The sequence below is a fragment of the Microbulbifer maximicatervae (SeqCode) genome, assembly GCF_052468095.1.
In genome coordinates this window covers 603,711-620,374 of record NZ_CP174332.1, presented here as the reverse complement: position 1 = coordinate 620,374, position 16,664 = coordinate 603,711, and the positions used below count along the sequence as shown (strand labels likewise).

General features: G+C 43.5%; 14 protein-coding genes. 9 read left to right on the top strand and 5 right to left on the bottom strand.

Annotated elements, in window-relative coordinates; translation table 11 throughout:
• The first annotated feature begins 12 nt into the window (after nt 1-12).
• From ACJJIL_RS02650 to ACJJIL_RS02625, 6 genes are all read left to right on the top strand, one after another.
• The gene (locus ACJJIL_RS02650) at nt 13-1,845 is read left to right on the top strand and encodes an amidohydrolase (protein WP_444958624.1); all 1,833 of its coding nucleotides are present in this window, start codon (nt 13-15) and stop codon (nt 1,843-1,845) included.
• 56 nt (nt 1,846-1,901) lie between these two features.
• A complete protein-coding gene (locus tag ACJJIL_RS02645; RefSeq protein ID WP_444958625.1) occupies nt 1,902-3,125 on the top strand; it encodes an MFS transporter in 1,224 nt (407 codons plus the stop codon).
• A gap of 712 nt (nt 3,126-3,837) precedes the next feature.
• A complete protein-coding gene (locus ACJJIL_RS02640) occupies nt 3,838-4,683 on the top strand; it encodes a pirin family protein (protein ID WP_445361152.1) in 846 nt (281 codons plus the stop codon).
• An 862-nt stretch (nt 4,684-5,545) separates the two neighbouring features.
• Nucleotides 5,546-6,535, top strand: coding sequence for a restriction endonuclease (locus ACJJIL_RS02635; protein ID WP_445361151.1), 990 nt, complete (start codon nt 5,546-5,548; stop codon nt 6,533-6,535).
• 18 nt (nt 6,536-6,553) lie between these two features.
• Nucleotides 6,554-6,847, top strand: a complete 294-nt coding sequence (locus ACJJIL_RS02630) for a hypothetical protein (RefSeq protein ID WP_445361150.1) — start codon at nt 6,554-6,556, stop codon at nt 6,845-6,847.
• A 181-nt stretch (nt 6,848-7,028) separates the two neighbouring features.
• Nucleotides 7,029-7,349: a hypothetical protein gene (locus ACJJIL_RS02625; protein WP_445361149.1), complete on the top strand. Its 321-nt coding sequence runs from the start codon at nt 7,029-7,031 to the stop codon at nt 7,347-7,349.
• 69 nt (nt 7,350-7,418) lie between these two features.
• Here ACJJIL_RS02625 and ACJJIL_RS02620 read toward each other — a convergent pair whose 3' ends face one another.
• Nucleotides 7,419-7,883 carry a hypothetical protein gene (locus ACJJIL_RS02620; RefSeq protein WP_445361148.1) on the bottom strand — a complete coding sequence of 155 codons (465 nt, stop codon included), beginning with the start codon at nt 7,881-7,883 and terminating at the stop codon, nt 7,419-7,421.
• Between the two features lie 651 nt (nt 7,884-8,534).
• Between ACJJIL_RS02620 and csrA the strand changes: the two genes are divergently transcribed.
• Entirely contained in the window at nt 8,535-8,723 is a 189-nt protein-coding gene (gene csrA, locus ACJJIL_RS02615) for a carbon storage regulator CsrA (RefSeq protein ID WP_445361147.1), read from the top strand.
• A 23-nt stretch (nt 8,724-8,746) separates the two neighbouring features.
• Here csrA and ACJJIL_RS02610 read toward each other — a convergent pair whose 3' ends face one another.
• From ACJJIL_RS02610 to ACJJIL_RS02600, 3 genes are all read right to left on the bottom strand, one after another.
• Complete coding sequence (locus ACJJIL_RS02610; RefSeq protein WP_445361146.1) at nt 8,747-9,502, bottom strand: hypothetical protein; 756 nt, start codon at nt 9,500-9,502, stop codon at nt 8,747-8,749.
• A 272-nt stretch (nt 9,503-9,774) separates the two neighbouring features.
• Nucleotides 9,775-10,869: a serine hydrolase domain-containing protein gene (locus ACJJIL_RS02605; protein WP_445361145.1), complete on the bottom strand. Its 1,095-nt coding sequence runs from the start codon at nt 10,867-10,869 to the stop codon at nt 9,775-9,777.
• 147 nt (nt 10,870-11,016) lie between these two features.
• On the bottom strand, nt 11,017-11,868 hold the full coding sequence (locus ACJJIL_RS02600) for an alpha/beta hydrolase (RefSeq protein ID WP_445361144.1): 852 nt from the start codon (nt 11,866-11,868) through the stop codon (nt 11,017-11,019).
• 220 nt (nt 11,869-12,088) lie between these two features.
• Between ACJJIL_RS02600 and ACJJIL_RS02595 the strand changes: the two genes are divergently transcribed.
• On the top strand, nt 12,089-14,254 hold the full coding sequence (locus ACJJIL_RS02595) for a winged helix-turn-helix domain-containing protein (RefSeq protein WP_445361143.1): 2,166 nt from the start codon (nt 12,089-12,091) through the stop codon (nt 14,252-14,254).
• A gap of 116 nt (nt 14,255-14,370) precedes the next feature.
• Here ACJJIL_RS02595 and ACJJIL_RS02590 read toward each other — a convergent pair whose 3' ends face one another.
• Nucleotides 14,371-15,327: a LysR family transcriptional regulator gene (locus ACJJIL_RS02590; RefSeq protein ID WP_445361986.1), complete on the bottom strand. Its 957-nt coding sequence runs from the start codon at nt 15,325-15,327 to the stop codon at nt 14,371-14,373.
• Between the two features lie 113 nt (nt 15,328-15,440).
• On the opposite strand from ACJJIL_RS02590, the gene ACJJIL_RS02585 reads away from it, so the two are divergent.
• Nucleotides 15,441-16,565, top strand: coding sequence for an alkene reductase (locus ACJJIL_RS02585; RefSeq protein ID WP_445361142.1), 1,125 nt, complete (start codon nt 15,441-15,443; stop codon nt 16,563-16,565).
• The last annotated feature ends 99 nt before the right edge of the window (nt 16,566-16,664 follow it).

The following is a 16,664-nucleotide window of genomic DNA, read 5'->3' as shown; positions in this document are numbered from 1 at the left end:
AAGAAATCTAGTATGTCATATTCAAAATATATATGGCGAAAACGCCTAATCTTAATGGGTGCCGCCACGGTTTTGGCTGCATGTAAAAACGCAACCATCGCAAATGAGGGGATGATAGAAAATTTCGACAGTGCCGTTTATGCGGATATGATCATTATTAATGCAAAGGTAACGACCCAAGATAAGAACAAGCCAGTTGCCCAGGCCATAGCGGTTAGAGACGGAAAGATTCTGGATGTAGACACCGATGAAATAATACATCAGTACAGAGGTGAAACGACTGAAGTTATTGATGCGAAGAATAGACGAGTTATACCGGGCTTGATCGACTCTCATTCACACTTCTTGCGTAGCGGATTAGCTTATACGAGGGAGTTACGTTGGGACGGTGTGCCCGATCTAAAGACAGCATTAAACATGTTGTCGAAGCAGGCAAGTAGAACACCAAAAGGTGAATGGGTAAGAATTATAGGTGGCTGGTCTCCATGGCAATTCAAGGAAAAACGGTTGCCAACTATTGCTGAAATTAATAAGGCAGCTCCCGACACCCCAGTATATATCCAATATTTCTATAGTGTTGGAATGCTTAACCAAATGGGCATGGATAAACTTGGAATCAACAGAAATACGGAAGATCCAAAGGGCGGAAAATTTGTACGTGACTCACATGGAACACCCACAGGGTTAATGCTAGCACAGCCACATCCTGGAATTTTTTACGGCAAGATCGCAGCTCTGCCAGACACTTCAGAAGAAGTAAAAGTAAATTCAACAATTCACTTATTTCACGAACTGGCAAAATTTGGTTTAACGTCTGTTATTGACGCTGGAGGTGGCGGGTTCGGTTATCCCGATGGATATAGTGTCGCAGAAAAACTGGCCACAGAAGGAAAACTACCACTGAGAACATCCTTCTATTTATTTGCACAGAATCCAGGGAAAGAGCTGGAAGACTACCACGATTGGACAAGGGGAAATAAAGCGGGGACAAACACTGACAGTACTAAAGAGCACGGCTTTGAAATTGATGGAGGAGGTGAGTATCTACTATGGAAAGCTGGAGACTTTGAAAATTTTAGATCCGACAGACCAGTGTTGGATGCCGATATGGAAAAAGATCTAACGCCAATTATTGAGTTACTGGTAGAGCGTAGATGGCCATTTAGGATTCATGCAACCTATGATGAATCAATTACCAGGATTTTAGACGTTATTGAAGACGTAAATAGCTATAAACCGCTACGCGGACTTCGATGGTCGATTGAACATGCCGAAACGATAGGCCTGAAAAATATCGAGCGTATAAAGTCACTTGGTGGCGGCGTTGCCATTCAAAGTCGTATGGTATTCCTTGGTGATGACTTTTCTGAACGGTATGGAGCTGAAAAGGCAAAAGCTACACCTCCATTGAGAATGCTTGTCGATAAAGGTATCCCTATTGGTATGGGTACTGATGCCACACGGGGCTCAACCTTTAACCCTTGGGTAGGCCTACACTATTTAGTCACCGGTGAAACCGTCAGTGGCCGCAAGCTCTATGAGTCATCAAATCTTTTAACGCGAGAAGAGGCGCTCAGACTTTATACAATTGGCAGTGCCTGGTTCTCAGGAGAAGAGCATATCAAAGGAAGGTTGTCTAAAGGTCAATTAGCAGATTTTGCAATTTTGTCGAAAGATTACATGGAAGTCCCCCTGAAAGAAATCAAGTCAATCAGATCTGTACTAACTGTTGTAGATGGAGAGGTTGTATATGGAGATGGGGATTATCAGTCTTTATCGCCAAAACTAGAGCCCCTTCTGCCTAGTTGGTCACCTGTAAAATTCTATGGCAGCTACTGGCCATAAATAGCTTCCACAGAAAGGCCACTTTAAGTAGTGGCCTTTATAAAGAGAGTTAAGCCTTGACTTCCCTTGCCCCATTCAAAAATAAACTGTTTTTGATCATTTGGACTGCAACATTAATCTCAAATACAGGAACATGGATTCATGAGATTGGTGCAAATTGGCTAATGATTTCACTAACCTCATCACCATTTTGGATCGCTATGGTTCAATCTGCAGCATCCTTACCTACACTATTTCTTGCGATTCCAGCTGGTGCCTTCGCAGATATTGTCGACAAGAAAAGATATTTAATAATATTACAAATATGGATGTTCCTGCTCACCTCCATATTATGCCTTCTTACAGCAACCGGATCGACATCTATTTTATCGTTACTGACGTTAACCTTTTTAATTGGTATCGGAACTGCATTAATGGTGCCAGTCTGGTCTTCTATAACACCACTAATAGTAACCAAAGCAGACTTACCCCAATCCATAGCCCTAAATAGCATGGGAATTAATCTGGCAAGAGTGATTGGTCCAATACTCGGCGGAGTACTTTTGATCTATTTTAACCTGGAGGTACTTTTCGCTTTAAACGCTATTTCTTTCTTATGTGTCATAATCGCTCTTAGCTATTGGACACCGAATAGAAACGGCGCAACAATTCAACATAGTGAGAATTTCGTATTAGCAATAAAAAATAATCTGAAATACATAAAGCGAGAATCAAAACTTCAACATGCACTGGTTCGAGCGTTGTCGTTTTTTATTTTTGCTAGTGCTCTATGGGCGTTACTCCCCACTTTTTCATCTCAATTATATACAGACGATCCAAAAGCATACAGTTTATTAATGTCATTTTTAGGGCTCGGTGCAGTAAGTGCTGTGTTTTTCACCAATAAGCTCCGCACAATCTTTAAAGTAGATAATTTACTGTGTATCGCATCTATTGGCTATGCTACATCCATGTTATTACTGTCATTTCTAACCAGCTATACCCATGTATCAGTAGCAATGTTCACTGCGGGATTTTGCTGGTTACTCTTTTTATCTCCGCTTATTCTGGCTACTCAGGAAATGCTACCAAATTGGATAAGGGCAAGAGGAATGTCATTTTTTATGGCAACATATATGGGCGCTATGGCTATAGGAGGTATGCTCTGGGGAAAAACAGCTTCCTACGCAGGAACATCAAATACGCTGCTAATTGCTTCATGTTTTTTGCTTGTCGCAACAGTATTTGTAAGAAATCAGCTTGTAGGCCCTGCAGACCAGGAGGCCTTGAATATCCCCTAGCAGAGTAGACCTAAAACTCTTATTTTAATAACTTATGATACCAATAAGGAGCTCCCACTATAGCCTTGAAAAATCAACTGTCATTAAGCTTGAAAAAAGTAAACCCATAATAGCTATTCTCAAAGGCACAGAAAGCACCCATGGAAGGGATACAAGCTTTTAATCCCGATTAAGACAAAATACTCATAAATACCATGAAACTCTAATCCACAACCGCCAAAGAACCTAAAGACAAGCAACTCACTATAAGTATTTATCACAAAAATAGTTGAGTCCAATACATATTAGTTTTCTAACTGTTATCTAATTTACCTTTCCCGGAAAGACAACTTAAAACTAATATAAGCCCACTTATTGGAACAATAAAACAGATACGACGTTGTAAACCGGCACCTCATTTTAACATCACCTCAAAATATAATGTTCCACTCTATTATTTTTGTATCAACATATCTAACAATGACTGTAATCCACTTAACCCAGCCAGCTTCCTCTGACAATTCTAATAAATCGAACGAATACATCTATATATTCATATTTTACCACTGTCGATATGGCTTTAAACTTCCCCACATGGGTCTTTATCTGAACTATGTTCATCAATAGTCTTCCTTTGAAATTTAAAAGTGGAGCATGAATAGACACAATCAATCTGATGAAGCCTTTGATCCTACCCATCAACAACGAAGCCGATTAATTCAAGGAATTTACTATGTCAAACGGTATTAGAGAATTAAAGTTCTCAACATCTGGTGAACAGGGTTCTGATGGAGCCGGAGTAAAGCTAACTCGCTTGATTGGGACACAAAACCTGGAAATGCTGGACCCCTTTCTTCTATTGGATTCATTTGAAAGCGACAACCCCAATGAATATATTGGAGGCTTTCCCAACCATCCGCATAGAGGTTTTGAAACTGTAACTTACATGATAAATGGAAAAATTAGACATAAAGACAATATGGGAAATGAAGGTGTTATAGAGCCAAATGGCGTGCAATGGATGACTGCAGGTAAAGGTGTCATACATTCGGAAATGCCTGAGCAAAAAGATGGATTGTTAAGGGGCCTTCAACTGTGGGTTAATTTGCCTAAAGATAAGAAAATGATTGATCCTGACTACCAGGAGTTTGAAGAAAGTCAAATTTCGTCTGAAGCAACTACAAAAGGCCAAAACATCAAAGTCATTGCTGGGACAACTAATTTAGGCACAGAAGGTGTTGTGGAAAATAGATACGTTTACCCCACCTATATTGATGTAACCTTGGCGCAAGACCATAAATTTGTACAGAATCTAGAAGAAACACATAATGCATTTATTTATGTAATTGAAGGTTCTCTAAATACGGGATCAAAGAAGTCAAAGTTGGTTGAGCGTCAACTAGGCATTTTAACAAAAGGAAGCCAAGTTTTAATCGAAGCCGGTGGTAAAGGTAGCCGCTTCATACTGGTTGCGGGGAAACCTCTAAATGAGCCGGTAGTTAGGGGCGGCCCTTTCGTAATGAATACAAAGGAAGAGCTTTTTCAAGCATTTTATGATTTTAATAATAACACGTTTTAGAATTATCATGTGGTTCTACTGACTAAGGGGACTATAACTTGGAAATATTGAAACCGATGGTACTTTTTCAAAGGTACTATAAAATCTAGAAATGGATTCCTAAAGGTAATCAGGATGTACTGAAATGGTTCGATCAGATTTGAGTATAGCATAAATGAGTATGGATAGAATTCGTAACCCAGTATTCGAGCCTTTCATACAATATTTCTTAAGACCACAAATTAGTCTGTCCCGTAGCGATTATGCGTACCACTATTTTCTGCGTTCTCAAAATAAAAACCGCAAGACCCACGTAGAGAATAATCACGTTTATTATAAGGGGCTCTAATGCCACAACATCAATACAACCTGCAAGCTCCCCCTGCCTGTATAGTAGGCCAAGAGCGAACCAGGGTGGAGGTTATCAAATGTGTTATTGATGGAGCAGCAAGATGATCCACTTATCGTATACGGGAGTTTCAACCACTACTTAAAGCCAATTGTTATAAAATAGTTAGAGTTACAAGCTTTCTGTCTAGCGCCAAGTTTTCAAACCTTTAGCTTTCCTATAGGCTAGTGTCACTCATTAGAATGAAAGTAACTAAAAGAGAATATTGAATAAAGTTTAATTCAGGTAGCAGATTGCATTGACCTTCAAGTTACCTGGAGTTGGTTCTGGTAATAAGCCATTTAAAGGTCGGTAACTCATTAACTTAAGAGTTGCCTGGTTTGTGGCGACTTATTTTTGATCTCCGGTCTTGACACACCTACACCAAGTTTCATTGAATGCTACTCAGGACCACCACTCCTTGCGCAAACCATGTAAGGGTTACAATGTATCGACTAATTGATTAAATGAACTGGAAAATAGGGAAATCGAAGTATGACCAACGCATGGATGATCCGCGCCGGGCGCGGTGGTATTTACAGTGAAGACTTCGAGAAAGGCTTTGCCGCAGTGGGTTGGTCACAGCTGGGAGACCTAAGCCAGTATTCAAGCACCGAGCGCTTGCGGGACGAATACATCAAGATTTACGGCAATGACAAGCCTGCGGCTACCGCCAACGCCCTGGCCATGATTCTGAAGTTTCGCGATCAGATTGCCGCTGGCGATTATATTGTGAGCTACAACCCGGAGACACGGAACTACCTGTTGGGCGTCGATAAAGGGGAGTATCTCTACCAACCGGATATTATCGGTGACTACGCCAACCTGCGTAAGGTGGAGTGGCTCGGTAAAGTCAGCCGCGATCAGCTGCCACAAAAAGCTAAGAACTCCCTTGGCTCCACCCTCACTCTCTTCTCCCTAAGCCAGGAAACCATTGATGCCTTCTTAACCATATTCGAAGGCCGTACGCTAACGCCACAGGAAGACGAAGCCGCAGAAACTGATAGCGCACAGCTCAAAGACGAAACCGTGGCCCAGAGCCACGAACTCATCAAAGACAAGATCGCCGCACTGCTGCCCGAGGAAATGGAGGAGTTGGTTGCAGCGATACTGCGCGCAATGGGATTTAAGGCCAAGGTATCCCCCAAGGGCCCGGATCGCGGTGTGGATGTAATCGCCTCACCGGATGGCCTGGGCCTTACCCAGCCGCGCATTAAAGCCGAAGTAAAACATCGCAACGGCTCCATGGGTGCCCCCGCCATACGCGGCTTTATCGGCGCCCTGCGGGAAGGGGATTCCGGCCTGTTCGTCAGCACTGGCGGCTTCACCCGCGAAGCCCGCTACGAAGCCGACCGCTCCACCTTCCCCCTCACCCTGGTGGATCTCGATGACCTGGCCGATTTAATCGTCAGCCACTATGAAAGCTTTGATTTGGAAGGCCGGGCATTGATGCCGCTGGTACGAATTTACTGGCCGGTAGATTAAGACAGGCGGGCTAGTACCGTGATCGAATATCGCTATCCAGAAGAGAAAACCGTTGCCCTGTTTTTTGCTGAATTACTGCAAGATACAGTGGCAATGGATATTTTAGAACGTGGATATATAACCACTTCAGAAGAAGCCACACATCTCAGTAAGTTCTTCTGGGCCATGGTTGATAAATCCGCTCAAGAGCCAGAGCTACCTTGCGAGGCCAGCTCTGAATACTGGCTAGAAAAGCTGTACAACAGCTTTGGCGGATACCTTTTCGAAAAGGGTTATGAGCAGCAGTGGGATGATGAAATTGATAATGCCTAAACTTCAACATTAGAACCATATAATAATGAAAAGCTGCTTTTAAAACTTTTATGGTCTCTGAAAATACTAACATCACCCTACCTAAGCCTTCTGACATAATGCCTAGCGAAAATTCTCAACTTCCTCTACACCTCGAAAACTCTTTAAAAAGTAGAATATATATCGAGGCTTACACATAGTGATGAAATTTAACGAACATGAACTTGCCATCAAAGATATAGCAATTCACTACTCCCACAAGCTAAAAAACCAACTGGCCGAAGACATTCTACTTGGCAAGAGAGATATCACTTCAGCTGAAGAAACTAAACTACTGACTCAGTTTTTCTGGCAAATGGCAGATCAGGCAGCTAAAGATTATCAAAACGATGGACAACCAGATATTGATGTCGACCTTGAGGATTGCATGGAAAAGCTAATGAATATTTTCATCGGCTATACCAAAAGAGCAGGCTTTAACCAACAATGGGTTGAAGAATCCAATAAGACTAACAGCACTTAAAGTTGTTTTCACCATCGAGTCCAATGCCAGCTATTACCGGCCTTTCATCTATCCGTTTCTCTAGCGCTATTATTCTCGGCGGCTCAATAAAACTGGCCAACAGTTTCCCGCCATCAGCGAACTAAAATCATCAATAATTCTTCTATCTATTTTTTCTTCATAGACATAATAGACAATAAATCTCGGCTGCTTACCAGTGCCTAACTTTGACTCTTCATAAAAACAGAAGGAAAAGTGTTGAATAACCTCATCACTGTCTACATCTTCATAAGCCACAGTAAGAGAGTCCCATGAAGGCGAAGATATACCCTTAAGTAATTCTTTTTGGGCACGCACATTATGGTCCTTGTAAGCAACAGTCAAACCTGCAAGCTGGTTGCTGGACACATGGAAAGACAGTTTCGTATCACCAAATGTTTCCGGTAGAGAATACATAAAATCTGCTTTATCCGCTTTTAATACGTCAGGAACTCCTGCCTGCGCAATCATAGAAAAAGAGGCTAGCAGCAATATTAAAATTCCACTTTTCATCATCCACCTTTCAGCTCTTTTGATAAAACCGCCCCACCTCATCAAAGACGCAAGAAATTCTAGCAAGTTAAAAATACAAATCACATCAACTAGAAAAAATCTACAGACCAATATACCAATCACCTGTGAGATATAGAACCAGACAACCAATAAAATATAGGCGCACAAATAATCTTATTGGATTTTATTAAGTTTTCTTCAGCGTCAAAGCTGTGTAGAATCGAAAGATATTTATCAATATTTTGGGCCGTGATCAAATCGGCTTCGACAAGCCAGCAGCCCAAGATAAAACAAGAACATCAAGAGTTATATAAAAGACCCATTCTCAAAGGAGAACGGTAGCGTGACGTAAGAGACAGTAAAAGGCGCTGGCCCAGGGTGCGGCAACACCCGGGGCCAGCTAACCAAATTGATACCATAGTTATCAAAGTGGCTCCATGAATGGTACGCTAGAAACCCGCTCGTCTTCAATAAAAGGTTGCACTTTCAGTAGCCTGAGGCGATTCCCTAAGCACTGGGAGTCTAGCGCCCGCCTTTTCTTCTTTTACGCCTACCGTTCTCGCGCCCCTCCTAATGCCCGCAACCGATATTACTTCCCTGCCCTTCCCGTTACGGAAGGATTGCCAATGCTTTGCGTCTCATTAGGAAACCAATATGTTGATTTTAAACCGCCGTACAGGCGAGAACCTCAGGATTGGGGAAAACGTCTCAATCACGATATTAGAAGTTAAAGGTAATCAGGTGCGGGTAGGTATAATCGCTCCCAAATCCTTACCGGTTCACCGTGAGGAAGTTTATAGGCGTATCCGAAAGGAACAGAAAGTGGACGATGGAAATGGTTGAGCAACGGATACTTTTCATCATTTCTAAATAAGATAGCGGGCTTGGTACTCCTCAAACCAAGTATCAGCAACGCTGCTCCCGAGACGCATGGATGCTATTGCATATAATTCATACTCAGAGTCGGTGGGATGCTCCAAGGCGAGCGAAAGTAATACGGGCACCTGTACAACTTTGTGAAACCAAGTTTTCAAAGTCTTGGTGCCCTCTTCGCTCCAAAAGGGTGAGGGTGGCTTCCCCTGGGTCAGTACATCTACCTGGCTTGCTAAAAATTCGATGATGCATTGCCGGGAATCAGGGGAATCATCTTCCCACCACTCCCTAAGCTGCTTGGAAATATCACATCCTGCACAGGCAAGTGTGGCCAAGCAGGTTTCTACATTACGGGCATCCCAGCGTTCCGACTGCCACCATGCGTTTAAAAATAGAGTCACAGCCCTTCGCTCAGGCTCTAGCCACATATTCCAGTCTGCATATACAAGTTTGCCAGCAATTATCTCGCTATTACTCGTTAATCGCGTATCAGTGGCAATAAGCTCGAGAATCCTGGGTAGGAAATGCTTAAAATCTTCGACCCCACCCCAGGTGGTCATAGCTTTATTGGTATATCTCTCAAGATCACTGCTGGTAAGTTCACCCAGAGGTGCACTATTTAGCGCTTTATGGTCTTCCTCTGAGATACAGCATGGACAACCACTGACATGTACGGAACGCGGGTACCGAGCGAAGGTATCGTAGGCATTCTCAATAGCGGCCTGTAACTCTGGAGACAGTGACTTCATAAGTTAACCTAGTAAAACTAGAATGTGGCTTTAAAGGCAGTGGTTAGCAATATTACAAGGCCGTAATTGAGGATTCTAGAAACTTATCTTGGCAATCTAAGAAGTACCTATATACCAACAAGCAGTCGCTTAGTGGTGTGTCCGTTGTTGGTGGGCAGGATCATCGATCTGAAATAAAGCCACCTCAAGGAAGTGGCTATAAAAACCAGGCAGTGAGCCCACAACTGCTTTTCGACTATCCTCGGTAAGTCATTTTCTTAAGCCGCTTGAGGTTAAATTGATAAAGCAAAAGCCGGCAAAATACGTTGCTCTATCAAGCCCAGGGTTTTGTCATCATCTCTGTGGCCGGTGACGGCAATTACCAAATCAAGATCTTCAATAGCCATGACATACTGGCCACCACCGCCCCAGCCAAACTTCGCGATATATTTCTTGTCACCAACCTTCAGGGGGGTTCGCCAGAAGAAATAGCCGTATGAGAAGTTGGTATAATCGAACTCATCATCTGTAGGAACAGCTACCTTTCCAGTGGCCTTGGCAATATACGCTTCCGGAATTAATTGCTGACCATTCCATTTTCCCTTATTAAGTACCAAGGTGCCCCACTTAACCATACTGCGAGATGTCATCATGGCCCTTGACCCTGCCTGGGGCACGCCGCTGACGGCTTCCTTCCAGTGATAGTTGTCGATCCCCATCTTCTCTAGCAGCTCTTCTTTAATAAAGTCGCTCGCGGAACCGGGAACCACAGCATCCAGCACCAACATTGCAATCATTGGGTCTGAGCCTTGGTATAAGTAGGTTTGCGATTCTGAGGTTATCGGTTTGCTATGGCTTAAATAGATTTGGGCCAGCTTTTTTCCTGTCAACTGCTCTGGGTTTTCCAGTAAGGCATCCCGTTTTTTTTCATCAATACGAATTCCAGATTGCATACTCATGGCATGGTTCAACGTCACAAGATCTGCGCCTTTAACAAGCTTCTTCCTATCCAGCCCTTTCAGGAGGGAAGTGACGGGCTTGTCTAAGTCTTCCATGGTTAAATAGCCCAACTGTATCGCCCGCCCAATCGCCAGGGCTGTATAGGCCTTGCTGGCAGAGGCTTGTGGGTGCGGAAAATTAACACGACCAAGGGAATAGTAGGATTCAAAAACCAGTTTGTTGTTTTGAGCAATTAGTAGGCTATCGTAGGGTGTATGTTGGTTGTCTGCTATTTCCTGTGCCAGTTTTTCCAAGCTCTCTTTGATGGTATCGATTTCACCAACAGGAATACCGTCTTTTCTATCCGCTGGGGCTGTATCAATAAATGCTTTTTTAAGCTTTGGTATTGATCTCTCCTGGCCTGTGAGGTCGCTACTATAGTCGGCCATATTGACTTCTGGTGCCTGTAGGTCTCCTGCGCTTACAGTAGTAAATATCCCGTACGTTAGCCCGATTGTGATTAGCTTCTTGATAAGCACTTTATATCCTATATTTAATTTTTAACGGTTTATTAATATGGATCGATATACTATTGATTAGTGTTTCACTTTATCCGCAAGCCAATAAATACTGCGCACTGAAGTCTTTGGAAACGCCGTTGTGTGATTAGCCGATTCAATAACCACCGGTTCTATGGATAAGTTAGCCAGCTTTTGGCTCTTTAACTCACTAACAAACCTTTCTACCGTTGCACCCAGCTCCTTTTCTAAAGCGCCGTAGGCAATAAATACATTGGTTTGTTTTGGTAATTCTATCAATGGTTTGTTAGGCTCTAATTCAAGACGAGAATCCATATAAGTGCCTATCAATCTTGATGGACTACCGATAATGTAGTTCTGAAAAGTATCCGGTTGACTTATTAAGGCATAGACTCCAAAGAGACCACCAAATGAGTAACCGAAATATGTCCGATTATCTGGATTCGCGCGGTAATTGCTTTCGATATACTTTATAACGTCATTTCTGATAAAGGCGAGATGCTGATGGGCCTCTCCTTTAAAGGATTCTTTATCGTTATCTTTATTATCTGAGGGTAGTACTGGTTTAAAGTCCCGATATCGACTCGACCATTCATTTTCATCAGCTGGCATACCTTTCCGCCAGCCAATGCCCACCAAAATTGCGTCTTCCAGTGCATACTCTGTGGTGGCCGACAGTATTTCAACCGCCCACAAAGCATCTGTATAATAAATGACCGGATGCTTTTTGGTATCACTCTCCTCATATTTCTCAGGCAGCTTGATATACAGCTCGTATTCCCTGTTATTGCCGGAGTCCTGAATGGGTATCACTTGGATTGTGGATAACTCCAGGGCTTTATGCTCACCGGCTTTAAGAGCCGTTATAGGTAGTAGCAAGAGGAAGGCAACTAGTAAACGCTTTTTCATATCAGTATTTATACCGTTATATGTGATCGGAGAAGCGCTCAATCTAAACAAGGAGCCTATGAAACACCTGAAGTGCCCCTGACTTTTGAATGACTTTGTTCTGTTGCTATAAAGTGCTTATTTATCAACAGCTTACAAAGTCTGCTTTAGCTGTAATCAGGGTTTATGCTAGTATCCATTGCCAAAATTTAGCTCATATTTTGTTCAGGTAGATACATCAATGACTTCACAATATTGGGTGGGTGACTTCTTTGTTGATTTATCCAGAAACCAGATCACCCGACATGAGCACTCGCAAACTGTCCCCCCAAAAGCCCTTGCTGTCTTAACCCACTTGGCAAAACATCAGCGAAAAGTGGTGAGCCAGGATGAGCTACTGTCTGAGGTCTGGCCGGATACAATAGTCACACCCAATACGCTGCAAAGAAGTATTGCGCAACTTAGAAAAGCCTTTGGGGAAGATCGGAAGCAGCAGTCTTATATTAGGACCCATGCGAAACAGGGTTATAGCCTGGAATGCGATATTGTTTGGCAAGATGGTGATTCTATTCCACAGGGTAAGACAGCACCGGAAGAGGAAGCTCCCTCCCCTACTCCCCCTGAGCATGAAATAGATATAACACCGGTTAATCCAAACCACCAAACCCAGACGATCAAACCAAATCGATTTCCAATCTTTGCACTTGTCGGGTTGGTATTATTAGTATTTGTTATATTTAAACACTCTCCGCCCGAGCAAAGCTCTCAGCTTGTATTTGATCGATTACAGGCGGTAACTGCAACTGACCGTAAAGAGTTTAGCCCTTCTTATTCGCCTGACGGTGAATATATTATATTTAATCGTTACTTAGATAAGCTCTGCGTTAATAAAATCTGGGCCAGAAATATACATACCCAGAAGGAAACAGAGTTAACTCCAGAATGGGGTACTTATGGCCGCCATACACTATCACCGGATGGCAAGAAACTGGTATTTATTTCTGAAGAAGACTGCACCATACCGCTAACCCAAAATACTTGTTACAACCTGGTAAGCCTGGATTTTCAAAAGGCATTAGCCAGCCCACAGCAGCCAAATGTATTAATGCGCTGTAGAAATTCCGCGATTAAGAACCCGGTATGGCTAAATAATAATGATCTCGCTATTTTGCACAAAGAGACTGACCGTTGGCGGTTGATCAACTATTCAGTCAAGGATAATGCCAGTCGGGTTCTTTATGACCTGGAGAATGGAAACCTGGCCTATTTTGATTACTCAATTAGTGAAGGGTTAATAGCCGTAACCAGCCATCATCAAGATGGCCAGCTTTATATCGATATGCTGGATTCCAAAGGGGCGCTTTTATCCAGCCACCCGATAGACTATCCGGATGAAATCCCCCAGCGCAGGACCATATCCCCTAACTTTTCACCGCTTACAGATGAGTTAATCTTTAGCACAGGACGGCGACTCTTCTCTCTCACTTATGATGGAAAGGTCAGTAAGCTTGATTTACCCCTGGATCAGTCTGCCAGCTCGCCGGAATTCCACCCAAATGGGCAGAGGGCACTTCTGATTAAGGGCCGATACGATAGTGACATTGCATCAATACCGCTTAACCAACCTGAGTCAATCGATACACCTTCGGAGGAAGATGTCAGCGAACTCTACCCAAGCACAACACGGTCGATTTTGGGAGAAGATGATGGCATTTTCCAACCCAATGGCAACTTGATTGCGTTTACCTCCAGGCGCTCTGGTGAGGACCAGGTGTGGATAACTGATGGCAGTGATTTACAGCAAGTCAGCCAGTTTCCGATGGATACCAATATCTACGGTATTAGTTGGTCTGCTGACGGCCAAAGCATACTGGCGAGTGCCAATCAGATACTGGCTAAGATCTCCCTGGACGGTAGCAGAGAAGCCTTCTCACTAGCCCATCCAGTTGACCGACTGTTCCAGTGGGATAGTGTGAGTAACCTCGCACTGTTAACTCTAACGGTGAAAGGTGTTACAAAGTTTGCAGAAGTAAACCTGGATAATCTTGAAGTGAGTAGTATCAACGATGCACAAGTTAACTGGGCCCAGCGAACCGAGGATGGCCGGCTAATCTATATGGATCATATGAACCGCTTCTGGCAGCCAGGCCCTGCGGAAGACCAGCTTATTGAAGAGCTGATTTATCAGGGCAGTGAAAAAAGGTTTGTGATCAAAGAGAATGTGATTTACTCAATCAATCGAGATGACCAACTGTGGTCATACGATCTCAGCACTGGTGACTTTTCTATCTTGAGAGCAGTGCATAGAGATATCGATTATCTAACTGATATTAATCAGGAAAACCTAATGATTACCTATGTTGTTGCCGCTAAAAAGGAAGTGGCAGAGTTATTCTTACGGGAATAGAAATATAGCCTATTTTAGTTTTCAAAAATAAGATGGCTAGCTATAAACCATCTTATTTCCCAACCGCGATTTAATTCAAGATATTACTCTTATTTTCTATCAACTAAATTGCATGGTTACTTAAAAAGTTTCATAAGCTGTTCAACCATCCACATATGAAGCTGGCTATGGTTAGATCGACTATGCCATGCTGCTATAACCTCAAATTTTGGTGTTTGCGTGTCCAACTTAAGGGGAATAACTTTTTTATTGGGTAGAAGTCTTGAGGGGTAAAACGCAATTGTGTCTGTCGCAGCAATAATATCTGGAGCGGCGGAAAAGCTGGGTATCGACATAACAATATTGCGTTTTAGCCCCTGCATCGCAAACCACTCATCGTGTGATCCTTTGAGGTTTGCCCGTGACGGTGAAATGATCAGTTGCGGAAGCTCGGCCACGTCTGCCAATGTTAATGACTTACTCTTCAGTGGAGACTTTTTTCCCGCTATACAGACATGTTGCTCCTCAAATAGCAATTTGTATGGCAGGTCATCCGGGATGAAATCAGGAAAGGTAAGCGCTAAGTCGATCTCACCAGCAACCATTAACTGATTGAGATTATCTGTTTCAAAGTCCCTGACGATAACTTTAAGTTCCGGGGCAGATTTACGGACAACCTCTAATAGCTGGGGCAGTACCGATTGAATCGCGTAATCCGTGGCACTAATACTAAAAATCCCTCTATAAGTTGCCGGATCAAACGCTATTGGGGTTAGCAGTGACTCTACATCCTTCAAAATACTACTGATCCTGCCTCCCAGCTGCTCAGCAACAGGGGTAGGCACCATACCGTTGCCTTGCCGGATAAACAGCCGGTCATCAAACACTTCTCTCAGCTTACGCAACTGTTCGCTTATCGCTTGCTGGGTTAACCCCACCTTTTCAGCTACCCGGGATAGGTTTCTCTCTTGAAGCAGTGCTTCCAGTATACGTAGCTGTTTTAGGTCCAAGCGGCTTATACCATTCATATTTGTAACCAAGACAAAGAGTAGTTGTTTCAAATTGTATCCTTGCACCTCTAGTATTCCCACCATCACAAGGCACAGCCAAAACTCGCTGGGGCTATTCAGTTGCCCTTATCACCGCTGCTTTTTACTTGTGTCTTTTCAAACACTCACTGCAGTCAGTTTTTAACAGGAAGGTCATTATGAAAAACGAGTCACTATTCAGTGAGATCAACCTCGGCCCTTACACCCTAAAAAACCGTATTGTTCTACCGCCACTGACCCGATCACGCAGTAGCCAGCCTGGCAATATTGCCAATGACTTGATGGCTAACTATTACTCACAGCGTGCTGGTGCTGGGTTTATGGTTACAGAGGGCACACAAATCGAACCCAGGGGCCAAGGCTACGCTTGGACACCTGGAATCTATTCAAAGGAACAGATCGAAGGCTGGAAAAAAGTGACCAAAGCCGTGCACGATCAAGGCGGTATCATCTTTGCCCAGCTATGGCATGTTGGACGTGTATCTCACACTTCACTACAGCCTGGCAATGCAGCGCCCGTTGCGCCATCAGCTATCCGCGCAGATGCAGTTAAGGTATTTATCGAGACAGGTCCAGGACAAGGCGCCCTGGCTGAACCCAGTGAGCCTCGTGCGCTGAAAACAGAGGAAGTTAAAGAACTGGTTCAACTCTATGCCCAAGCCGCGCGCAATGCGATAGAAGCTGGTTTTGATGGTGTTGAGCTACACTGTGCAAACGGATACCTTGTGAACCAGTTTATTTCAGAACATACCAATCATCGCGATGATGAGTATGGTGGTAGTTTAGAAAATCGTCTGCGTTTCCTTAAAGAAATTGTTGCAGCGGTATCAGAAGAAGTCGGCAGCGAACGACTCGGTGTCCGGTTTGCACCGCTTTTCGAAAGTACCGATGAGGACAGAGTCTACCTAGGTCTGGTAGAGAGTGATCCCCACAAGACTTATATCGAGGCTATCAAGCTGCTAAACGAAGCTGGAATTGCCTATCTGTCACTGGCCGAGGCGGATTGGGATAATGCACCGGATTTACCTGAGAATTTCTATCGAGAAGTACGTGAAATCTTTGGCGGACGCATCATGTATGCAGGAAAGTATTCCCCCGAGAAAGCTTTGCGGGTGCTTGACGCAGGTCATGGAGATATCTTTGGCTTTGGCCGACCTTTTATTGCCAACCCGGATCTTCCCACACGTATTCGCAATGAATGGCCACTCAATCAGGTTGATCCAAACACTATGTATGGCGGCACCGAAGTAGGATATACCGACTACCCTCTCTACCAGCCGTGATCTGGTGTAGGTTGGGCTCGTTCATTATGAATTGCTAGCTGTAAATTGCATTTCTATAAATACTTCTAAAGCCTATCAGCGCTAGTCAAAAGGTATAAG